Origin of the sequence: Pseudomonas graminis, from assembly GCF_001705435.1 — a bacterium.
In the GTDB taxonomy this organism is placed as follows: Bacteria; Pseudomonadota; Gammaproteobacteria; order Pseudomonadales; family Pseudomonadaceae; genus Aquipseudomonas; species Aquipseudomonas graminis_B.
Genome location: NZ_MDEN01000043.1, coordinates 1 through 23,002, shown reverse-complemented (window position 1 = coordinate 23,002; position 23,002 = coordinate 1). Strand labels below are relative to the sequence as shown.

Sequence of the window (23,002 nt, the reverse complement as noted above, 5' to 3'; positions counted from 1 at the left end):
GAACGCTGCGGTAGGTTCCAGCAGGCCCGCATTCATATAACGCTCGCCAGTCTGTTAAAGCCCGCTGTGACACTTCCTGCCGTATGAATCAGTACAGAAAGCAGGCAATCGAGGTGGCTCAGATGGCAACAAGATCCGGTATGCGTTTGCGGCCATGATTAGCAGGACAGCACGGCTCCCCTCTTCCACCCGCTGCGCGGCCGCGCAACGGGTGCAGGGATCAGCGCCGACGGCCTCTATGCGGTTGGTAGGGCACTACGCCAGAGCTGCAGGGGTAGAGGTTGCGGGACTCGTACACGGGCTGCGCGCAACGGCAGCCACCAATGCCCTGGAACACGAGGCGGATATCGCCAAGGTGCAGCCATGGCGTAAGCGGATGGCGAACACACCTACCGAACTCTAGCATTAAAGGCGATCGGGTCTGCCCGAGGGGATGCGCTTTATCTGCACACCGTCTCGAACACACCGCCATCTCGGCGACTTTGCTGCATTCAGCTCCGCCATCCTGCGCAGGGATGCAGCGCTGAGATGCACCTGTTCCAGAAATTATCGGGCGCGTCGGCGGCAAGGAAAATTAATCTCACGCCCGCGCGTGGGAGGTGAGCATTATCCTCGCGGTCAGTTTTTTTCTGGAGCTTTGATATACCCAGGCACAGCTAAGGATGGGGCCTGATGGCGATCTTCAGAAGCTCGGGCTTCATGAGCCTCAGCATAGTCCTTATCAGCCTGAGCCTTCTCATCAGCGGCCTGCCCGGGATTACCCTCAACCTGTTTCTGATCAGACGCTTGTTAATGCTTGTTGGCATCTTGCGTGTGGTCTTCGGACGATTTTTCACAGCCAGGCAAGCCAAGCGCTAATGCGAAGAGTAAAGGTAAGGGAAGTGCCTTGATCATGGAAATGCCCTCTAGGTTATCAATAACCTATTGATCTGCATGGCACAATCTTAGTTCAACATACGCTTTACCTGATGAACGGAGTACTCGTAGTGCCAAACGTTCAGATCAGGCCCGATACGCTACCACGTGGTCCATTCGCACACCGCAAATCCACGGCAAAGTGCCTAGCGAGTAGGCTGAGGCGGCTGAACACAAGAACCACTTCCTAAGTGATCCGGCGGTTGCACTCTCTATTTGGCATCCGATACAACAGTATGTGGGGTAGCAAAAGGAGCGGACTTTAGATTATCGAGAACGTCGACTAATAATCTTAGCAGTAAGTTCAGTCAGTTACCTAACACTATATGAAGATGACAATGGGGCGCCAGCGACTGCGTGGGGGGTAACGAGTCACAAGAAAATGTATTCGGTTGAGGACGTCCAAGATAATACCCTTGCGCATGGTCATAGCCTAGAGTACGCAACAACTCGAGATCCTGAGCAGTCTCAACGCCTTCCGCTAACACTTTGAGATCAAATGCATGCCCCAGTTTCAAAAGGGCCGTCAACACCTCCTCGCGTTGGGCTTTGTTTTCAATTCTGAGTACCTGACGGTCAACCTTCAAACAATGGAATGGAAGCTTCAGTAAATAAGCCAAGTTGGCATGACCTTGACCGAAATCGTCCAGAGCCAGTCGTACGCCCAAGTTGCAGAGACCGGAAACTGTACTCAATAGTTGATCATTTATACGCAGAGGCACGCCTTCGGTTACTTCCAATATTAGCCGATGGCTCGCGAGACCATGTTTAAGTAATGCACCCGCCACTTTCATCGGAAAATCTGTGTTGGCAAGCTGTATAGGTGAAAGGTTCACTGATATGTTGACAGCGTCATGCCAGCGGCTGGCCGCTTCACAGGATTTATCCAAAACCCAGTCACCTACAGCATTAATCAGCCCGCTGCGTTCTGCCATTGCGATGAATAAATCAGGTGGCACATTTCCGAGCTTGGGATGCAGCCAGCGAATAAGGCTTTCGTATCCAGTGAGCTGATAAGGTTCGAGTTGATACAGCGGTTGGAAGTGCAGGTCGAATTGGTCTGTTGCTAACGCCTCTCGGATATCCTCCGGGGTTAGAAGCGACTCATCGTTTTGAGAAAAAATAAATCCCGTATCCTCTAGACGATTGCGGCCACCTCTTTTAGCTCGATACAGAGCTTTGTCAGCCTGATCCAGAAGTGAGGTGCTATCGGTTAGCGCACTACTCGCACTGTGCGCTAATCCGATGCTGACAGTGATGACCGAGATGCCGTCTGTACGTCCCAGATGGGCGATGTTTAGTTCACGTATGGTTTGCAATACGTGGTGAGCGATCCTGCGGGCCTCATCATGAGAGGTATCTGGCAAAACGGCAATGAACTCTTCACCGCCGAATCGTGCTACGGCGCAAGGCGAAATGAAGCAACTGCCCAGAGCCGTGGCAACAGCTCTCAAGCACTCATCGCCCATAAGATGTCCATAATGGTCGTTAAAGCGTTTGAAATGGTCTATATCGATCAAAAATAATGCGCCCTCGGACTGTCCATCCAAATGCTTTGCCGTAAGCGCATCCAGTTGCGGTTGTATGTGCCTACGGTTAGCCAGACCGGTCAGCGAGTCGGTCTCTGAAAGGCGTTGCAAGTCACTATTGGCATCTGTGAGACTAGAGGCTCTGGTTTCCTCACGTAGCCAATACAGGTAACTTCGTCTGGCTTCGGCGTTGGACCAGTAGTTGCCGAGCAATGAGAAAAAAGATGAGGATCCTATAGCGGTCATTATCAAGCCGCCAGCACTCAGGGAAATCGGGGCTGTATGCACACCCCAAGCTGTGATAGTTAAGCAAAATATGTTGTATATCAAAGCAATATTAAAAGGGCTTTTCATGCACGTATTGACATAAATAAGCATCAGCGGCCAACAAAACATGAACAGTGACTGCTCACCCGAAACAGGTTGTTCACCGTTAATTACTACGTTGTAAGCGGCTATAAATCCGGTGTATGAGGGCAACATGGAGACGTATTCTCTCCAGTGCTCCGATAACTTCTTTAGAAGCAACACACCCAGTAGAGTGCTTGGTACACATGTTCCGACCATCTGCAAAATTGCTGATACCAAATCCTTCGGATTTATGATGACCATCCATAGTGAAAAACTACCGAATGTGAAACCTCCCAAGATCAAGCACAGAATCAGGTGGTGCCGGCGGGTAGTATGGATATCGCTCTGATAACGTAGCTCCAATTGCTCAGAGAAGCGTGCAGCGCTAGTTGTTTTCTCGAGTTCTCGTTCAATCTGGCTAGCGTCTAACATAGAAAATTCCACAGCATGCACTAATGAGGCCTTGTCATGGCTATAAGCCACCATTCTACCTTGCTGCGGGTGTCGAGCCACTGGAATCTGCCCGGCGGTGATCTCCCGATTCATCTCCTGTGAAAACGAGCCTAGTTGAGATCTCGTCGATCAACTGACCGTCCGGGTGCACATTTCGCGAAACTGACTGAAGACACCGCCAATGATCGTGACTAATTCGAGCTGGACAATCCCCGGACAAGCCGTGCCTATCAAAATGACCTGGAAGGCTTTTGAGAGTTTGTCGATCTGGCTTTGACCGATGAGTTTCGTGCGGTGACCCGAACGCACGTGCTCGCTGGGCGCGCCCAGCTCAAACATCGCGGTTTGGCTATTACTGTAACCGTCGTGAGCGATTCATGTTTAGTCGAGAGTAGGTACGTCCCACATGACAGATGTCATGAGACGCCTGGTGATCAATTGCCGGTTCGCTGCAACCCCCGAATCGGGGGTTTTTCGTGCCTCCTAGGGGTGCAGTGGCCCAATTGCGCCAAGAAGAAATCGTGGTCGGCCCTGTGCAGGGCGCCCAGCTCGAGCGCTTCGCGCAACACCATCGTCAGTCGGCTGTGCCATTCCCCGCTCTGCACTAGGGCCACGTCCATGACCTTGTCGAGGCGCATGACCAGATCCTTTCTGCAGCGACCTTGAAGCTGTTCTTTGCAGATGTAGAAAAAGTACCGAACACGCTGTGGGTACAGCACATTGGAATAGACCATCATGGCTTGCATCGCTTCACTTGCGCCGAGGTCCAGCGGGATCACAAACACGTTTGACTCCTTTGATGGGTCATTTTTCGGGCAAGTCTAACGTTTCACTGACCGACCCATACCGAGTGCGGCGCTGGCTTCAGAAAGATTGACCTTTTGGGGCTCTATTCCAGAGTGCGACCTGGTGTCAACTATAGGAACCTTGGGACAGTGCTGGACAGCAGCTGCAATCGCCTGCAGGCAGACTGCCACGACGCTACCAATGATGCTGTCGTTCCTGTCGGGATGCGATTTCAAAATGCATTCATTCATTGAAGGCAAGAGTCTGCAACTGACGCTGGGGGTATTGATTATGACGTCATCTCCAAGCCTAACATTCCGACAGATCTGGCCAGGAAAGTCCCGCAAGTCATGCAGGCTCCCAACGGAGTAAGCTAAACGGAATGCTTCAGTGTTGGTAGTGTGCCCTGGAGATGCGAGCTCACCACGACCCGAAACGACCTAAGGGAGGGCAGCTCTCCGCCATAACGCCTCACTACCCTAGAGTGATCTATAGCGTTATCGGGCCTTAGCAGTACGAGACCTAGCCCGCCAGGCCTTCCTACCTCCCCTGGCGGGCTCCTTCCTTGATGTTTCTTGCCTACAGATCCAGACATGTCGCCTGCCTGCCCTGCCCTACGTGCATGAGGTTGTTGTAGCAACACATCTCGCTATGCTTTTATCTATATAGCGATCAATTGTGGTGACCAAGACTTCGATGAGCGACAGAACCTACCCCTACACCGCATGGCTGCTGACACGGAATTTTCAGTTGCTGGAGGTCGAACTCGTGGACCAGGGATTCGCTAACAGCGCATATGACCGCACTGACAAGGGCCGCAATTACCACGTTGACGAACTTTTTCTTACGAAAGCCAGGGCCATTGCGTTCGGTGAAGCCAAGCTTGCAGCGCTTGCCAAGGAGCTGGAAAGACGTCAAAGAGGGTTACTGAAGCGACGATTGGAGTTGCAAAGATGCAAATGAAATTGTCTTGCACAAGCATCCGCAAGGGTAGATAGCGGGGCCCTTTGGTAGTCTCTGACCGGAGAGATATCTTGAGCTTGATGGCTTTGTCTAGCAATCGGGCGGTCAGGTGCGGATCTGGTCGGACGTGGTTGAGACCACGACAGTCTGCATTCACCTGCTGCGGTATCTGGAGGAAACTCCCAAGTTCCGGGCAAATCCAGTTGATCAGTGCGCGGTCAGCTTGTGGCAGATGGCTTGCAGCTGAGTCAAGGTGAAATGTCAGCAGTTTTGCTGCTTGACCAACTACACCCGCGATAGAACTGTTGAATCAGGAACTCCAGCGACGGAGCGTGAAACGTGAGCCTGGGGCCGACCGTAGTGATACCCCTGAGCATAATTACACCCATTGCTGGCCAGCCAAGATGGAAGGGAGGGTGAGTGAAAATCCTCGATGCCTTCCGCGGTTACTTTCATATTCAGGCTACGTGCCATCCCTAAAATGGCTTCTACCATTGGACGATGATCAGTCTTACCGATCTCAAAAAAAGATCGGTCTATCTTGATTTTATCAATGGACAAACGTGTCAAATGATAAAGACCTGAGTAGCCAGTGCCGAAGTCATCAAGTGCCACTGTGATGCCATGTGCGTGAAGTCTGTTCAGGTTGCGCTCGGCCGCTTCGATATTGCCGACCAAGGCCTCTTCGGTTATTTCGACCTCAAAGCGGTCAAATGGAAACTGCTCATGGCGCAACTGCTCCAGGAACCGATCAGGAAAAAGCTCATCGGTGATCATTGCTGCACTGACGTTCAGCGAAAGATGAAGGTGATCGTCCCAATCCCTGGCAGCGTTACAAGCTTGCTTAACGAGAGATTGAGTCATCATGGGGATCAACCCTAGGCGTTCAAGCGCTGGAATAAAATCAGCAGGCATCCCAGTGCTCCCATCTGGCTTGAGCCATCTGGCCAAGATCTCAAATCCGACGACTTCCTGAGAAGGCAGTGCAACAATAGGCTGATAGAATGGAACGATCTCATTCAGTTCCACTGCCTGTTTAAGCGCAGCGTCTTCATCGATTTGAGCCTGATATTGGAGCCCATGCTCTGTTTCGTAAAAATGGTAGGTTGAACGACCCGTAACCTTACCCCTGTACATTGCTACATCTGCGCAGTGCAATAGCGCTGAGGTTTCGGTAGCGTCGACCCACGAACGAGAGATGCCAACTGTAGCTCCCTGTCGGAAGGGTCGAAGCTTCTCGAGCATAGGGGCCCCTATTCGCGAAATCACATCTGCGGCAATGAGGCCCAGCTCGCGTTCCTCTCTACGGCTGGTAAATACGACGCAGAATTCATCGCCTCCTAGACGCGAAGCGATGCAGCCGTACTTGATTGCAATCTCCTCCAGTCGTTTTGCTACCTCAATGAGCACTGCGTCACCCGTTGCATGCCCGCGCTGATCGTTAACCGCCTTGAAATAGTCAAGGTCGATCAGCATCACAATCACAGGTTCCAACTGAGCGAGTTGCTCGTTTACAAGCTCCATAAAGGCACGCCGATTGAGCAGGCCGCTGAGTGAGTCGTACCTTGCCAGCTTCTCAGTATGGGACTGCAACCCTTCCAGTTGAAGGTAGTTGCGTCTGGCATTACTGATCATTTTTATAAGCATCACTCCCGGCCCGATCATGGCGATCAGTGAAAAGCCCGTAGATGTCAGTACGAAACGTAACCTTTCCCCGTCCTCAAAAATGCCGTCATAGGGAAGGCCAAGCCCCCGCATCACCCATGCCTCCAGCTCGAACTCCCAAAGAATGGAAAGACCCATGACGGTAAGCAGAATGAGAAAAAGCAGCTGTATCAGACGGTATGGACTGGGTAAGCGTAAATAGGTCATGGGCGGCCTCACAGGCCAAGCTAACAGCGTGTAATATCATATGGCCATCACCCCATAAAGCCATGGTGTCGGTTTATAGAACCTGTTTATTCCTCCAATAAAGAAGAATGTCTTTTTCTGGGGAGCTTCATTGTTATGGGCCTACCAACGAAGGTTGGGGCTATCACCAAAAAGCGACGCTCTAGTAGTTTGCCCTGGGAAACTGCGCCTTGTGAGCAAACCACGCAACCGACCCGCTCTTCATTAAGTATCAGCCAGCGCCCGACCGAGCGTTCCACACATTGAGCAGCGCTGCTGCGTCCAAGTGACCGCCATGGGGTTTAGATCCAGATTCACTCTCGACTTGCTCAGGAGTCCTAAGCGGCTTTTCCCCCTTGCTGGATTCTGGTTTGTAACCGGCAGATGGACATCCCAGACACTCGCATTGTCATGAAATGCTATCGACGGGACGAGGGAAACCTTGAGTATCACCCTCAGAAGCAGCGCGTGTGGCGAGCAGGTCTAGGTCTGCTCCTCAAGGGCATTGGCAGAATATGCGATGTGAAAAATTTGTGATTTCAACTGACTATCTCCTTAAGCTTTCTGATATCATTCTCACATGAGAATAGTTCGCATTGCCAGGGAGGCTTCAACCCGTTCTGATCACCTTGCTGGGTAGCCCGTAATGTTCCTTTCGCATCCGTTTCGCCCCACCCTGCTTGCGCTTTGCTGCTCTGCGAGCTTCATCGCCAATGCTGCCGACTCTGCGGTGGAGCTCGGTGCTACTGACATCAACGCGGATGCCGTCAAGGCCAATTCCAACACGCTGCCTGAGGTCTATGCGGGTGGTCAGGTCGCTCGTGGCGGGCAGATGGGTGTTCTGGGTAATCAGGACAACATGAACGTGCCTTTCACCATGACCAGCTATACCTCCCAGCTTATCGAGGATCAGCAGGCTGAAGATGTGGGAGACGTACTCCTTAACGACCCGTCGGTGCGCCAGTCTTACGGCTTCGGTAACCAGTCGCAGATATTTGTGATCCGCGGTTTGCCGCTGGCAGGCGACGATATCTCCTACGGCGGCTTGTACGGAGTCCTTCCTCGGCAAATTCTTTCCACGGACGCGATTGAGCGGGTGGAAGTATTCAAAGGCCCCAACGCTTTTATCAACGGCGTGAGCCCCACCGGTACGGGCTTGGGTGGCAGCGTGAATTTGCAGCCCAAGCGTGCGGAAGACGTGCCGACTCGACGTTACACCCAAGACATCAGTTCTGACGGCCGCGTTGGTGAGCACCTGGACCTTGGCCAACGCTTCGGCGAGGGCAATCGATTCGGAGCGCGAGTCAACCTCAGCCAACGCGAAGGCGACACTGCGATTGATGACGAAAACCAGCGCACCAAGTTGTTCGTCGCTGGACTCGATTATCGGGGTGACAACTTTCGCGTCTCTACCGACTTTGGCTACCAAAAACAGCGCATCAACGGTTTACGCAACACCGTGCAATTGGGTAATGCGACCAAAATCCCGACCGCCCCTGACGCCAGCCACAACTACGGCCAGGACTGGACTAATGCCGAAACCGAAGACACGTTCGGCATGATGCGTGGCGACTGGGACCTGAATGAAAGCTGGACTGCCTACCTTGCCGGGGGCGCCAAGCATACGCGTGAAACTGGCGTATACGGCACGCCAACCCTCGTAGGTAATAACGGAGTTGCAACTGTCGGCGGCTCTGAGATCCCGCACAATGAGGACAACACCAGCTTTGCAGCGGGGCTTAACGGTCATGTTCAAACCGGGCCGGTGAGTCATCAGATCGCGATTGGCGCCTCCACCCTCTGGACCCAGCAAGAGAACGCCTACACCTTCTACCGCTCGGTCACCGGGAATACCAATATCTACACCACACCTGACCTGCCCAAGCCAACGGCGGTCTCCCTCACCGGCGGCGATATGGGCGATCCGGGTGTCACCGGCAAAACCCGCAACCGAAGCCTGGCCGTTTCCGACACCGTTGGCTTGTTCGACGATAGTTTGCTGCTGACATATGGCGTACGCCGTCAGCAGCTGCGCGTGGAGAACTACTCGTACGACGGCACCACCTCCAACGGCGTGGCTAATCCGGCCAACGACGGCAGCCGTACTTCGCTTTACGACGAATCCATCACCACTCCGGTGTACGGCATCGTCTATAAACCGACTGATACCGTTTCCCTGTATGCAAACCGCATTGAAGGCCTGGCCAAAGGGCCGGTCGCATCCGGTACCAACGTCACCAACCTTGGGGAAGCTTTCCCGCCTGGCCGCACCAAGCAACTGGAAGCGGGTATCAAGCTGGACATGCAATCGTTCGGCGCAAATCTCGGCGTGTTCCGAATCGAGAAGCCCACCGATGGCTACGTCGATGCTACCCAGCGCCTCTACATTCGCGACGGCGAGCAGGTGAACAAAGGGGTTGAGCTGAGCGTGTTTGGTGAGCCCATCGAAGGCCTTCGCTTTATGGCAGGCGGCACGCGCATGACCTCGGAGCTGAAGAACACCGCGGGCGGGCTCACTGATGGCAATCATGCGATCGGGGTGCCCACCTTCCAGCTAAATGCGAGCGTCGACTGGGACGTTCCTGGCCTGGAGGGAGCTGCCCTCAGCGCCCGTATGCTGCGTACTGGAGGCCAGTATGCGGATCAGGCCAATAACCTGAGCCTTCCAACCTGGAATCGGTTCGATGCCGGGGCGCGCTACAAACTTAAAGTCGATCAAAGGGACCTGACGTTGCGCGTCAATGTGGAGAACATCACCGACAAGAACTACTGGGCTTCAGCCAACGGTGGCTATCTCAGCCAGGGCGACCCGCGTCTGGTCAAAGTCTCGGGCACCATCGATTTCTAAGTCGAATGGTTTGCGCCAAGCCCCCTTTTAATCGATCTGGTGCAATGTGCCCTGCAGGCCGGCGCGCCTTGCGGTAATGACGCAATGGCCGTCCTACGTCTCTCGCGTGGCCAGATCAGCGGTAGACGTTCTGCGCAAAACCGACAGCATTTAGGGTACGGAAACTGCATGCGTCGTTGTCTTACAGCCAATCTGATGACGAATCTATGAAGTCTTTCTACCTTGTATCAACAAGGCTCTCTCCCTCAGCGCTTACCAGAGCGCTGATCGGCTTCATTGCATTAGTGTGTATATCGCTGATCCTGGCTACAGCGTGGCAGATAAATCAGTCTAGGCACGAACGCATTGCTAACGCTAAAGTTGCAGTTTCGAATATCGTTCGAGCCGCTGAACAACAAGCTCAGGACACCATTCGCCAAGCTGATAATACACTGCGACATCTTGTCGAACGCGTGGAGCACGATGGTGTAGCGAAGGATCAGCTATCACGGTTGGCGAAACTGATGGCTCAAGACGTGGTAAACGTAGAGGGGATCCAAGGGCTATTTATTTACGATGCTCAAGGTAATTGGGTTGCAAACTCCTTTTCAAGTGGCGCGCAGACGCTGAACAACGTCGACCGCGCATACTTCGTTTATCACCGCGACCACACCGATGAATCCATTCACGTTGACTCCATTGTAAAGAGCCGCACTACGGGCGACATGGTCATACCGGTCAGCAGGCGTATCAATGCTGCTGACGGATCGTTCGCAGGTGTTGCTCTGGCAACCGTGCCTGTCGCATATTTCCAAACGTTCTTCCAGCGCATGGATGTAGACGACCAGGGCGTTATTTTCCTTGCGCTCAACAACGGTGATCTATTAGCTCGGCGGCCTACGTTGACAGCGTTGATGACCACCAATGTGGCAAAGGGCGATATATTTACCCTCTATCTGCCAAAGAGCGATCATGGCAACGCGGTGATTAAGTCAGTGGTGGATGGCGTAGAAAGGATTTATGCCTACCGGCGGGTATCTGGATTGCCCATCGTTGCCGCTGCTGGTGTATCCAGCCAACATATCTTCGCACCTTGGTGGGCATACGCGTATAGGTCCATGGCGCTCATCGGTATAATCACTTTGGCCTTGGTCTTGTTGGGCGCCCTGCTGTACCGGCAGATCCAGCAGTTAATCACTGCGGAAACTGAGCTGAACATCGCTAGAACCGAACTTGAGATCATCGCCCGGACCGATAGTTTGACACATATGGCTAACAGGCGATGTTTCGATGCTACCTTGCAGCAAGAATGGGGACGGGCAAGCCGGAACAGATCAACCATAGCCGTTATCTTGCTAGATATCGACTGGTTCAAGCAATACAACGATCTTTACGGCCATCTGGGGGGTGACGACTGCCTGAGGCAAGTTGCGGAAATCATCGGCACCTGCGTCAATCGGCCGGGCGATCTTGTGGCCCGCTATGGTGGCGAGGAGTTTGTGATCCTGCTGCCTGAAACTAATCTCGCTGGGGCTTTAAACGTCGCAGCCAATGTCAGGTTGTCCATCGCCAATTCACTCATAGATCACTCAGGTAGCCCGTTGGGAATTGTAACGATCAGCTCAGGCGTGGTGGCGATCAGTTCACCCTTGAAGGAAGGCTATCGAGCGGCCCTGGAAGAGGCAGATCGACTTCTCTATTGCGCTAAAAATAAAGGCCGTAACAGCGTTGAAGGTCGATTGATAACCTGTGTAAGCAATCCACACCCAACGGCCGTTGTTAATTTTCCTCGGTAAGCCAGCATCATGACACGCTTAAGAAAGTGCCCGTTCAATCGCTGAGTAATGCTGACTGTACGCCAGTGCAGTGACAAGATTGGACTGTCACCGGATTCGTAGATGCTCTTTTCATGCCCTAAGCCAGTGGGCATACCACACGCTGTTAAGCCATTTCTTAGCGGTACCCAAAAAATATTTATCCCAGTATCAGTTACCATGACAGCGATGCTTGTTCTGTAGCAGTTGTTCACTCGGCAGCGGAGCGCCGCACAAAACAGCGGTTCACGCTGCGAAAGCAGCGTGAACGCTCGTTGCGAACATCATAGATCAGCTGCATGGCCTGCTCTCCAGTCACAAGCCCCTCTCTTCGTGCCTGCTCGATCCGAATGAATAACCCATTACAGTCATCTTCCAGCTTGGCCCAATGGGCTGTATGCAGATTACGAATGGATTGCTTGAGAGCATCGAGCATGGGATCCCCTGAATATCACGCATTACCTTGTAGCAGCAAAGCTGCTGAACACGGAAGACTACAAATCCATCAATACCCGGCTTGACCTGAGAACTGCTCTACAGCAGTCACAACACTGTTGGCACCTTGCTGAATGTCCTTGATCACCTCGTCTGCCTCACTGGCCAAATCAAGCGCTTCCCCGGCCTGCTGCCTGCTTTTTCCAATAATGCTCACCGCAGTCGAGGCCAGTACCTGGTTCTTTTTTACCACCTCGACGATCTCTGCAGTTGCTTTAGTGGTTCGCATGGCCAGATTTCTGACCTCGTCAGCGACCACAGCAAAACCCCGGCCCTGCTCCCCGGCACGTGCCGCTTCGATTGCTGCGTTCAAAGCCAACAAATTAGTCTGGTCTGCGATGCTGCCGATGGTTTTCACGATGGTACCGATTTCCTGGCTCTGGGCATCCAGCGCTTCAATGCCATGGGCAGCATCTTCCATCAAGGCCGAAAGCGTATTGAGAGTGGTGACGGTGTTCTGAATGACCTCGCGACCTTGCTGTGCACTGGCGTTGGTTCGAACTGAGGTGCCGTGCGCCATGCCAGCTGCTTCGGAAACAGCGCGCTCTCGGGTGACCTGGTCGGTGATAACGGTGGCCAACTTGGCAATCTTGTACAGCTTGCCATTGGCATCCACTATTGGATTGTATGAAGCTTCCAGCCACACTTCCTTGCCGTGTTTATCCGAGCGGCAAAACCTTCCAGCAACGTACGATCCCTTTCGCAGGGTGTGCCAGAACTGTTCATAGTCTTGTGACTGAGCGTCAGACGGCAGGCAAAAGATCCGGTGATGCTGGCCCTGGATTTGGGGAAGCGTATAGCCCATAGCATTCAGAAAATTATGATTGGCTGTCAGGACTATTCCGTCCAGCGAAAATTCGATAACGGCAGTGGACCGCATCAGTGCCCCCACCAGCGCTTCGTTCTCTCTGGAGGCCTCGATTGTCCTTGTCAGCACGCTGGAATACACAACGATTCGTTCTACACGTCCGCTCTCACCCGCGAAAGGTATAACCATTGCCCGTAGCCAGACGTGCCGACCTTCACGGCTGCACAGACGCAATGTGCCGCTGTAATGCTTGCCCTGGGCCACTGCATCAAGAGCCCGACGCTGATGTACGTCACCGCTCAGTTCAGAGGGACTGAACTCACGCAGGGCGCGGCCTGACAATTCCGCCCGGGTGAATCCCAGCTCTGTTTCAAACAGAGCATTCACCTCCAGGATGACACCTGCCGCATCCAGGGTGACCGCCACGGTTTCGAGATCCAGAGTCGCCTTGACCTGCTCAAGAGCCCCCAGCCGTGTTTCCAATTGCTGGATTCTGTTTTTTAACCGGTTGTTGAACATGACAGTGACCCGCATTGACATAAAATACTATCGACGGGTCGAGGGAAACCTTGAGGATTACCCACCGAAGCAGTGCGCATAGCCACATCAGTAACAAGTCTGAAAAGCTGAGGTTGTTGCGACCAGACATTGCAACGGGATGGGTGTACGGATGGGTGTGCGCTTCGAGTGCATGTCTTACAGATAGCTGCCCGGGCTTTATTACATCTTAGGCTGTGGTCCAGTCCGCCTAGGGGTAGCACGCTTGATTTGGAGGTTAGGCGGCGCAGCAAAGAAAACCTAAAAAAGTCCGACGGCATTCTGCTCAGCGAAATTGCGCCTGGCGGATGACTCGCAAGCATCAGACGTTATGGATCTAACAGGTTTGAGTTTCTCACCGGCGGCAGCTGCTCCTTTAAAGATACAAGACGGTCTTCAAAAGCCCTTTCAAAGGCTACACCCAGCGCATTGAACTGCGCACCGGAGATTGCTTCAGCCACGCCCAGACCCGTGCTGAACCCTAAAGCGCGGCCATGGGCATGGCACAGCTCCATAATGCTCTCCGCGCTGCTAATTCGCTCAATACATGTACGTAGGCACTGCTGCAGATCGCGTGGTACCCCCGACATGCTAATCATACGATGCGGATCAAGACTTGAGTTGAGCAGGCGATAGCTCACGAGGCCTTCTCCTGATTTGAAACTCTATTTTTAGGCGTAATAGTTCATCACTGCTCGCATTTTGCCAACTGGAACTGCTGGACGATCAGCCTCCAGTTCAGCGCAGTTTGACGCCTAAAAACTCGATCCGCCATGTATCTTCGCGCTTAGACTGCACTCCGTTTGAGCGTCCGACATCCAGAGATATCGGACGAACTCGCCATCAGGTATGAATGCCTTAGACCTTGAAACGATTGACCAGCTGATTCAGGTTAACCGCAAGCTTCGACATTTCGTTACACGCACTTGCGGTCTGGCTGGCGCCTGCCGAGCTTTGGGAGGCAAGCTCTCGAATGCTGACCAGGTTGCGATCAACTTCCCGGGCGACATGCGCCTGTTCTTCCGAAGCGGTGGCGATCAGGATGTTGCGCTCGTTGATGCTCGTAATGGCGGTGGCGATCTGGTCAAAAGAACTGCTGGCATCGCCAGCGACACTCAGGGATTCAGCAGCCAATTCTCTGCTGGTGGCCATCGCTTTTACGGCCTGGTCGGAATCGTTTTGAATAGCCTGGATCATCTGTTCGATTTCTTGCGTCGACACTTGCGTGCGGTGAGCGAGGGCTCGAACTTCATCGGCGACGACTGCGAAGCCTCGGCCTTGTTCGCCCGCCCGAGCGGCCTCGATCGCTGCATTGAGCGCAAGAAGATTGGTCTGCTCCGCAATGGCTCTGATCACTTCAACCACTGTTGAAATATTCTGTGCACGATTGGACAAGCCAGTGATTTGCTCGCTGGTGTCCTGCACATTGCTCGACAACTTCTCTATGGCCTTTAGGGTCTGCGATACGCGCTCCAGGCCAACCTCCGTGTAGCCCTGGCCTCGTCTGGACTCTTCAGAAGCCGATTCGGCATTGCGTGCCACTTCGTCTACCGCAGCGCTCATCTCGGTGACGGCAGTTGCGGCCTGATTCACTTCATCGTTCTGCGACACCAGGCCAAGACTAGATTGCTCAGTCACCGCAGTCATTTGTTCCGATGCCGCAGCCAACTGGGATGAGGAGTCCCCGATCTGCATGATCGTGCTTCGAAGGTTCTGCTGCATTTTGGCCAATGCACTCAAAAGCCTACCTGCTTCATCCGTTCCGCTGACTTCAACCTCTTTTGTCAGGTCGCTAGAGGCAATGCGTTCAGCGACAACGAGAGCGTTTCCTAGGGGCGACGTGATCGTTTTAGTCAGTAGAGTTGCCAAACAAAGGGTCAGGAGCGCGACGAAGATAATCAAGCCGACGACGAGGTAAAAGCCTGAGTCATAAACTTGCGTCGCTTGAGCGCCGGCAAGGGTGGCGCCTTCGTTGTTAAATTGAGTCAGCTCCTCGATCTGACCCTCCATCTGATTTATCAGAGGACGGATACTGGTAGCGTCGAGCTTAACAATGGCGCTTGTATCGCCTGATTTCAGCAAAGGCTCCAGTAGGTCTAGCTGACCGGCGTAGTCGTCATAGGACTTTTTTACAGCCAAGAACAATTGCCGCTCACGATCACTCGCAATGAGCGGCTCATAGTTGTATACCGCATCTTTCGAGGCTTTGCGGTAGCCGGGAAATTTGTCGACTGTTTGTTGAATGGTTTGGGGATCCGCGAGTGCCCGCTGCGTCTCGAGGCGTATGCGAAGAATGGTCGAGTTCATCAGCGCGGTTTGCCGGATACTGGGCATCCAGTTGAGTTCGACATCCTTTTCCGTATCGCGAAGCTTGTCCATCTGCAGTATGGCGATGACGCCCAATACCACGACCAGCATAATGATGGCCGAAAAAAACAGGGTGGCGCGTGGAGCAAGGTTTATATTTCTGAGCCGCATTGGACTTCTCACTGCAAGATGGCCAGAGGCCCGGTCTTGAAGCTATCGGCTAGAAATCCTGAAGGATAATGGCTGCCCGTCGGCTCGTTGATACCACGTCCCCAGCGACGGCTCCCTTGTGACATCCACCCCCACTAGCGTCCTGGTGCTGTCTTTGTGAACGTGCTCAGGAGGTAGGATCAAACCGAAAAACAACGTGCAGCACCGCCTCGTAATTGTCAGCAGATCATCGACTGAAATTTCGCGTTTTTAACAGATACGATGTCAAATCCGAGCCCACAGCAGGTGGGTTGCACTTCAACGCAACGCCCTCACCCCCTTAATCCATGGAGGTTGTAGACCGATGTTGGACACCGTCGCAGTATTTCTCAGCATCACCGCGGTGCTAGCGTTTCTCAACAGACGGTATGTGGGTTTGCCGCCCGCCATTGGCGTAATGAGCATTGCGCTGGCGCTTTCGCTCGTCAACATGGCGCTCAGTGGACTGGGTTTTGAAGCGTTGCATACATTCGAAACCTCACTGGTGGAGTCCATCGACTTTTCAGAGCTGTTGATGCAAGGCATGTTATCGCTGCTGCTGTTCGCTGGCGCACTACACGTAGACTTGTCGCAGCTACGTGCCTACCGATGGCAAGTTGCATCACTGGCGGTCATTGGAACGACGGTTTCGACGCTGTTCATTGGTTTTGCGCTTTGGGCGCTGCTCTCGCTTACTGACCTGGCTCTGCCCCTTTCGTACTGCCTGGTATTCGGTGCGCTCATCTCTCCAACGGACCCAATCGCGGTAATGGGCATTTTGAAGTCAGCAGGTGCACCCGCAAGCGTCGAGCTGGTGATATCGGGCGAATCGCTGTTCAACGATGGAGTCAGCGTCGTGCTGTTTTCCCTCATTCTGGCGATGATTGTCAGTGGTGACCCGCCCTCAGTGCTTGGTGCTTCACAACTGTTGGTCGAGGAGGCAGGCGGCGGCGCATTGGTTGGCGCGCTGTTGGGCTACATCACCTATCGAATGCTCAAAAGCATCGACAGCTATCAGGAAGAAGTACTTATCACCCTGGCCGCAGTACTTGGCGGCTACGCTTTAGCGAGTCATCTGCACGTCTCGGGCCCGCTGGCGATGGTGGTAATGGGCCTCATCATTGGCAATCAAGGCCGCTCCCATGCCATGTCGGAAGAAACCGAGAAGAACCTTGATATGTTCTGGGAGTTGATTGACGAGATCCTTAACGCGGTTCTATTTGTGCTCATTGGCCTGGAGGTAGTGCTGATTCACTTCTCAGGTACGCTTGCTGTCACAGGACTGGCCGTTATCGTGCTGACATTGCTGGCCAGGTTGCTGACAGTTGGCGCTCCCGTCGCAGTGCTGGGCAGACGCTTTAAGCTGCCTGCCGGCGCCTGGAGCGTGATGACCTGGGGCGGATTACGGGGAGGGATATCAGTAGCACTGGCACTGTCTCTTCCGCCGGGACATGCGCGAGACGTGGTGGTGTCGCTGACCTACATGGTCGTCGTGTTCTCCATTTTGGTTCAGGGCATGAGCATCGGAACGCTGGTGAAGCGCGTTATCCCTTGCAGGAAATGAGCACGGATCGCCAGCGCTGACGGCGGCTTCACGGGAGCGAGGCGGCAATGCACGCTCTCAACCGCGCCTTGTCACCGTCAAGCGTCATTGCCGCCTCCGCCCGTTCGAGGACGACGCCGATGTGACGGGCGCTCAAGTCGGCGTACAAAGCCGGGCAGCAATGCGCAAGGCTTGCAAGCGCTTTGACAAGACGGATGTTGACCTCGATAAGTGCTGCGCCGTCACGCGCAATCGGCGAAAAGAAGTCGTCAAACATGTCTTCCACGGAGAGCCCACGCACATGCACGCAACTGCACTGTGCTTCAGGCTTTTCAAGCGTCCCAGACCTCGCCTGTGCATTGAACGCGCGAATTCCCCTGCCTATTACATCGATTGCTGTGCCTGGGTCATTTACGGCGGGCGAAAGCGCCCTCGATGCGATCTCCGACAATACGGACAAACCGAAGCGGGGGTCGTGCTCGTACGTTCTACTAACGCCAAGGGTGATCGCGGATAGGATTTGTCTCACCTGAGGTTCATCCAGCGGCTCGGTGTTCGATCTCATTACCCGTGCCAGCAGTTCGCCTTCGTTTACAAAACTGCCAGGCAGTATCTCAAGATAAATCAACGCAGCATGTTTCTGTGCGAAGGCGTCCAGCGCAGGAACGTCGATGTGCTGCACGTAGCCCACTTCCCGACTGTTGATCGATAGCACTCCCAGCACCTGCACAAGTCGCTCCGGGTAGGCGCAACCGCCCAGGAAAGGCAGTTGGCAGCGTTCAGTGAGCGCACTGATGGTGGCGGCCTCGACTCGGTCGATCGTCTCACCTACCCGGCCAAGCCTGGACAGATGGTCGATCCATCGCAGCAAGGTGTAGACGATCAGTACTACCACTGCGAGTGTGACCGCGAACAAGATGACCCGGCCCTGAGCACCATACGCACCTGTGCTTAGAGCGATGATGCCGACCAGGCTAAACAGAAAGGAGCCAATGAAGGTCGACAGCGCGTTCTGAGTGGTCGAGTCCTCCATGACCAGTGTTGTGGCGCGCGGGGTGGTGCCCGTGCTGGCTGCTCCATAGGCCGTGGCCATGGTACTTAGAGAAAACGTCGTGACGGCCAGCATGCTGGACGCGATGATGCCCAGAATCTTGTCGACGGCATCGGCGCCTATCTTGCCAGGCAGGTCTATAGGAATGTGGTCTTTGAGAACGACAGCCAGCAACGCCGTCACAACGCCCAGTAGGGAAAACAGTCCCGCTCTGAACCACAGACGTCTGGTCGTGCGAATCAACAGCCATTGCCACCGAGCAACCATTGCGAAACTCCGCTGTTACGTGAGGGTGAGTTGGATGATATCTGTACCAACTAACGAGTGGCCGGCTTTCTGAAGTTGAACAAGCCCCACAGCAAACCCACCACTGCAGACGCAGAGGAAGCGCATAGCACGCTCAGCTTCGCTGCTGCCAATAAACGGTCGTCGTCATAGGCAAGGCCCGCGATGAAAATCGACATCGTGAAGCCAATGCCGGCGAGCAGGCCTACCAGTATCACCCCGCGCCAAGTCACCTGTTCAGGCAGTTTGCAAAGCCCCGTGCGAACCAAGAGGCAAGTAGCGAGCACCACGCCGATGGGCTTACCAAATACCAACGCCATTACGACGCCATAGACGACCGGAACCACAGCTGCATCGCTTAGCTGAGCACCATGGACATTGACCCCAGCATTCGCCAGTGTGAAAAGCGGCATGATCACGAAAGCGACCCACGGATGGAGAGCCTCCTGAACTCGTTGCACAGGGGGCATCACTTCACGCTCGGCAAGCCGGATTTGCTTGAGTGGTGCTGAGACCTTCTTCTCGCCCTGGTCTACCCGGTGCGTGAGATCCCGGAATGCCTGAGACATGATTTCGAGTGGCCGCTCCCGAGACGGTGCCGACCATACAGGTGTTACAAGCCCAAGGATCACGCCGGCCAGTGTGGGATGTACACCGAGCTTTAGAAGGCCTCCCCAGACAATCGAGCCCGGCAGCAAGTAGAGCCAGGCCGAGCCGATTCCCATCCTTTGCATCACAAAGACAAGCGCGAGACCTGTGCCTGCGATCGCCAGCCCCACAAGATGCAGGCTTGCGGTGTAGAACAGCGCGATGATGAGGATTGCAGCAATGTCGTCGATGATTGCAAGAGCCAGCAGAAAGACTCGCAAATTGGCTGGAATTGATTTGCCCAGCAGAGCAAGAACTCCCACGGCGAACGCGATATCGGTTGCGGTCGGGACTGCCCAGCCGTGTGCAGACGCCGTACCCATGTTGTAAGCAAGGTAGATTCCTGCAGGGACTAGCACACCACCCAGTGCCGCACCTAACGGGAGCGTTGCCAGCTTTGCGTTCGACAGAGCGCCGTCTTGGATCTCTTGACGAATCTCCATTCCGACAACGAGAAAGAAGATGGTCATTAAGCCGTCATTGACCAAGAAGTGCAGCGACTGACCCACGCTAAAGGATCCGATGGTGATGGCGACTGGGGTGTGCCAGAAGGTTTCATAGGAAAGGCTGGGCGAGCTGTTGGCCCAGAGCAGTGCAGCGATAGCGGCGAGTACGAGAACGACGCCACTGAGGGCTTCGATATGGCTGAATCGCTCGACCGCAGCCAATGCTCGGCTGGTGAGTATTTGCGGCCGGGGGATAACAGTCGATGCGGGCGTATTGGGCGCAGGCACGGGGATTCCTCACCGGCGGCCCGACCGATATTGGAATTTAACCTGCGGATCAGCACATTGCTTTACGCACCCAAGTGAATTGTACGCACGGGCTAATGGCTATCGCAAAGTTTAGAGGATTCTTGCTACCTGATTCCTGCAGGAAATTGAGACAATGGCATCGGCAGAAGCCGCATTGAGTATCCGGCGCGGCCAGCATTCGCCATGTGTGCACCTTGGGGTTGCGAACGGAGGAGCTGCCGACAGAGGTAAATAACACGTTCGCGATCTACCCAGCGGAATGCGGCACACCTGACCGTCCGAACCAGAGCTGCACACTCTATAGACACTGCACCGCAACTCCGGGCTGAGGATCATGCTTGCCCAGGCGAGCTCTGGCGCCTATCGAGAGTGTGCCTGGATTGCGGCCTTCTGTAGGACCTGGGAAACCTGCTCCACAGAGTACGGTTTGTGCAGCAGTTCGAATCCGTAGGTACCGTTTTGCGCTAGCACGTGGCTATAGCCTGATGTCAGCACGACCGGAAGATCTGGGTACAAGCGGCGAACCCGTTGCGCTAGCTCAATGCCGCTCATGCCCGGCATCACAACGTCGGTAAACACAACGTCGAAGTCCTCGGCATTTTCAGCGAGACTATCTAGCGCGGCTTGCGCATCAGAGGCCAGGACAGGTTCATAACCGAGGTCTGTCAGCATTTCAATCGCGAACAGTCCCAGGCTTGAATTGTCCTCTACAACCAACACTCTCAAACCTTGCCCATCGAACTGACTCAGGGAGCTCTCCACCTGCTCAGAGCGTTCGACTGACTCAACTCGTGGCAGGTACAGAGTAAATGTGGTGCCTTTGCCCGGAGTGCTTTTTACGGCAATTTCACCTCCCGACTGTTTCGCGAAGCCAAATACCTGCGACAACCCCAGACCTGTGCCCTTGCCCGTTTCCTTGGTTGTGAAGAAAGGCTCGAAGATACGCTCATGTCTGTCAGCCGGAATACCGCACCCCGTATCGGTCAGCGAGACAGCCACGTAGGGTGCTGAAACCGCTGCATGGCTACGGATGACAGGAAGGACTTCAACGGTGCTTACGGAAACATTGAGCTCGCCGCTCTGACCCATCGCGTCCCGCGCGTTGGCCGCGATGTTAACGATGGCGGTATCAAACTGGATCGGATCGGCTTTCACAAAACAGGGCGTGTCCGGCAGAACGAAGTTGATCGAAATATGGCTGCCAGTGAGCGTATTCATCATGTCAGAGATAGATCGCACCGCATCGCAGGCGGAAAAGACCTCAGGCTTAAGTGCTTGCCTGCGGGCAAAGGCAAGGAGTTGCCCGGTTAACCTTGTCGCTCTGTCCACCGTTTCTGAAATGGCATCTACGTAGCGACCGCGTCGTTCCTCCGAGAGGTTGGGCCGCTTGAGAAAGTCCGTGGAGGAACGAATGACCGTCAACAGGTTGTTGAAGTCGTGCGCAACGCCGCCGGTGAGCTGACCGATCGCTTCCAGCTTTTGAGACTGGCGCAGTCGCTCTTCAATCTGGCGGCGTTCGGCCAAGGCCTGAGTCACCCGCTCCTCGAGGCTTTCGTGGGCTTGACGCAGTGCCTCTTCAGCATTCTTGCGCTCGGTAATATCGGAAGCCGCACCAAACCATTCCTTGATTTCACCCGACTCGTCGAGCATGGGAATCGCGCGAGAGAGGGCCCAGCCGACGGAGCCATCGACCCGGTTGACGCGGTGCTCTATCAAATACGTTGATTTGGTTCTCGTCGCCCGCGCAATCTCGGCTCGAACAGCCTCGCGGTCCTGAGCAGGTATGTACCTATCAAGCCACTGGCGGTCGTTGCCTTGAGTATCCGAAATGAAATCGCCGCCGTTAAGCTGGTGCAATTCACTCCAGTCCGCGCTGACGTGGTAACGGACCTCGGTAGATGACCGGATGAGGGCGTCAAGGGCGCGTTCATTGGTGGTGAGCTCATCGCCGAAATAGCGCAATCGCTCCTGCTCAGAGCAAAGAATTGAGAGCGAAGCGAAAAAATACACTAATTCCCCCTCTCCGCCGAACACGGGGTGCACGTGCAAATGGTTCCAGAAGCTCTTGCCGTCTTTGCGGTAGTTTTGAAGCTTGATCTCAATAGGCTCGCGCCGTCTTATGGACTCTCGAACCCTTGCTATGTGATCCTGATTCGTTGCTGGGCCCTGCAGAAAACGACAGTTAAGGCCAACAACGTCCTCGGCAGCGTATCCGGTCAACTGATAAAAAGCGGCGTTCGCAAAAACGATAGGGTTGTCATCTTGGCGGGGATCGGTGATCAGCATGGGCGTGCGTGTAGCACGGACAGCAGCTGAAAAAGGATCTCCGCTTGGTCTGCTCAGCTCAGCCCCGATACGAGGTTGTTCACCAGGCTCGCCACCCGGCGTGTTTGCTCTGTCTACTGTCATACCTACCACGCTAGCTGAGATCCATACCCATCAGATTGTACGGCTTATCCGCGCCTGGTTGCGGCATCCGATCGATTAGTTCGTCACCAACTGACCGCATAGGTGTCGGGTGCGCATTCTAGATGAAGCGCAGTGGTACCTTCAGTGGCTGCTCAGCAGGACTGATGCCCAAGCAGTCGTCGACCAGACCAGCACAATTGCGACGCTAGGCCGAGATTACGGTCTGGGTAACCGTCTCAGGCACGAGCAACAGCAGACAGTCTCATGGCTGCAAATACTGCTTCCTGAATCCTGCTGGAGATTGGGATAATGCAGGTCGGCCATCCGGCTGCATGCTTCTCACCGCACAGGTACACCATGGCGCTTAATGCTGATCGCCGGATTACACAAGGTCCTTGGAACGCCCGTTACAGCCAGGATCTGATTGAACACCTTCCCGTCGGGCTC

13 protein-coding genes and 7 pseudogenes are annotated in these 23,002 nt (G+C 54.3%); 7 read left to right on the top strand and 13 right to left on the bottom strand.

Features of this window, described 5'->3' with window-relative positions:
* Positions 1-165 precede the first annotated feature (165 nt).
* Positions 166-367 (top strand): annotated as a pseudogene (locus BBI10_RS27805) (tyrosine-type recombinase/integrase); the annotation flags it as partial.
* 305 nt (positions 368-672) lie between these two features.
* Positions 673-858 (top strand): hypothetical protein, encoded by a 186-nt coding sequence (locus BBI10_RS00795; RefSeq protein WP_065986125.1) that lies wholly within the window; start codon positions 673-675, stop codon positions 856-858.
* Between the two features lie 365 nt (positions 859-1,223).
* Here BBI10_RS00795 and BBI10_RS00790 read toward each other — a convergent pair whose 3' ends face one another.
* Entirely contained in the window at positions 1,224-3,341 is a 2,118-nt protein-coding gene (locus BBI10_RS00790) for a putative bifunctional diguanylate cyclase/phosphodiesterase (RefSeq protein WP_065986124.1), read from the bottom strand.
* A gap of 108 nt (positions 3,342-3,449) precedes the next feature.
* Here BBI10_RS00790 and BBI10_RS27800 point away from each other — a divergent pair.
* Positions 3,450-3,599: pseudogene (locus tag BBI10_RS27800) on the top strand (tyrosine-type recombinase/integrase); the annotation flags it as partial.
* 83 nt (positions 3,600-3,682) lie between these two features.
* On the opposite strand, the gene BBI10_RS27020 reads toward BBI10_RS27800, so the two are convergent.
* Entirely contained in the window at positions 3,683-4,033 is a 351-nt protein-coding gene (locus BBI10_RS27020; RefSeq protein WP_065986122.1) for a hypothetical protein, read from the bottom strand.
* 697 nt (positions 4,034-4,730) lie between these two features.
* On the opposite strand from BBI10_RS27020, the gene BBI10_RS00775 reads away from it, so the two are divergent.
* Complete coding sequence (locus BBI10_RS00775) at positions 4,731-4,997, top strand: hypothetical protein (protein ID WP_065986121.1); 267 nt, start codon at positions 4,731-4,733, stop codon at positions 4,995-4,997.
* A 285-nt stretch (positions 4,998-5,282) separates the two neighbouring features.
* Here the strand turns inward: BBI10_RS00775 and BBI10_RS00770 are convergent, their stop codons facing one another.
* On the bottom strand, positions 5,283-6,869 hold the full coding sequence (locus BBI10_RS00770) for a putative bifunctional diguanylate cyclase/phosphodiesterase (protein ID WP_065986120.1): 1,587 nt from the start codon (positions 6,867-6,869) through the stop codon (positions 5,283-5,285).
* Between the two features lie 664 nt (positions 6,870-7,533).
* Here BBI10_RS00770 and BBI10_RS00765 point away from each other — a divergent pair.
* Both BBI10_RS00765 and BBI10_RS00760 read left to right on the top strand, forming a co-directional pair.
* Positions 7,534-9,735 carry a TonB-dependent receptor gene (locus BBI10_RS00765; protein WP_065986119.1) on the top strand — a complete coding sequence of 734 codons (2,202 nt, stop codon included), beginning with the start codon at positions 7,534-7,536 and terminating at the stop codon, positions 9,733-9,735.
* Positions 9,736-9,941: 206 nt separating this feature from the next.
* On the top strand, positions 9,942-11,510 hold the full coding sequence (locus BBI10_RS00760) for a sensor domain-containing diguanylate cyclase (RefSeq protein ID WP_065986118.1): 1,569 nt from the start codon (positions 9,942-9,944) through the stop codon (positions 11,508-11,510).
* 229 nt (positions 11,511-11,739) lie between these two features.
* Here BBI10_RS00760 and BBI10_RS27015 read toward each other — a convergent pair whose 3' ends face one another.
* The 5 genes and pseudogenes from BBI10_RS27015 to BBI10_RS00745 all read right to left on the bottom strand — a co-directional run bounded on the left by BBI10_RS27015 (position 11,740) and on the right by BBI10_RS00745 (position 15,846).
* Complete coding sequence (locus BBI10_RS27015; RefSeq protein ID WP_122396755.1) at positions 11,740-11,964, bottom strand: hypothetical protein; 225 nt, start codon at positions 11,962-11,964, stop codon at positions 11,740-11,742.
* Positions 11,965-12,033: 69 nt separating this feature from the next.
* Positions 12,034-12,465: pseudogene (locus tag BBI10_RS28455) on the bottom strand (methyl-accepting chemotaxis protein); the annotation flags it as partial.
* A 108-nt stretch (positions 12,466-12,573) separates the two neighbouring features.
* Positions 12,574-13,350, bottom strand: a pseudogene (locus BBI10_RS28450) (PAS domain-containing protein); the annotation flags it as partial.
* Positions 13,351-13,697: 347 nt separating this feature from the next.
* The gene (locus BBI10_RS00750) at positions 13,698-14,009 is read right to left on the bottom strand and encodes a hypothetical protein (RefSeq protein ID WP_141695077.1); all 312 of its coding nucleotides are present in this window, start codon (positions 14,007-14,009) and stop codon (positions 13,698-13,700) included.
* Positions 14,010-14,226: 217 nt separating this feature from the next.
* Complete coding sequence (locus tag BBI10_RS00745) at positions 14,227-15,846, bottom strand: methyl-accepting chemotaxis protein (protein WP_065986115.1); 1,620 nt, start codon at positions 15,844-15,846, stop codon at positions 14,227-14,229.
* 343 nt (positions 15,847-16,189) lie between these two features.
* Here BBI10_RS00745 and BBI10_RS00740 point away from each other — a divergent pair, with 343 nt between their 5' ends.
* Complete coding sequence (locus BBI10_RS00740; RefSeq protein WP_065986114.1) at positions 16,190-17,428, top strand: cation:proton antiporter; 1,239 nt, start codon at positions 16,190-16,192, stop codon at positions 17,426-17,428.
* Positions 17,429-17,456: 28 nt separating this feature from the next.
* Here the strand turns inward: BBI10_RS00740 and BBI10_RS00735 are convergent, their stop codons facing one another.
* The 5 genes and pseudogenes from BBI10_RS00735 to BBI10_RS28435 form a co-directional block, all read right to left on the bottom strand.
* A complete protein-coding gene (locus BBI10_RS00735; RefSeq protein WP_065986113.1) occupies positions 17,457-18,725 on the bottom strand; it encodes a DUF2254 domain-containing protein in 1,269 nt (422 codons plus the stop codon).
* 50 nt (positions 18,726-18,775) lie between these two features.
* Positions 18,776-20,125, bottom strand: a complete 1,350-nt coding sequence (nhaA, locus tag BBI10_RS00730) for a Na+/H+ antiporter NhaA (RefSeq protein WP_065986112.1) — start codon at positions 20,123-20,125, stop codon at positions 18,776-18,778.
* 381 nt (positions 20,126-20,506) lie between these two features.
* Positions 20,507-20,854: pseudogene (locus tag BBI10_RS28445) on the bottom strand (response regulator); the annotation flags it as partial.
* 54 nt (positions 20,855-20,908) lie between these two features.
* Positions 20,909-21,691, bottom strand: a pseudogene (locus BBI10_RS28440) (sensor histidine kinase); the annotation flags it as partial.
* Between the two features lie 33 nt (positions 21,692-21,724).
* Positions 21,725-22,555 (bottom strand): annotated as a pseudogene (locus BBI10_RS28435) (PAS domain-containing protein); the annotation flags it as partial.
* Between the last annotated feature and the right edge of the window lie 447 nt (positions 22,556-23,002).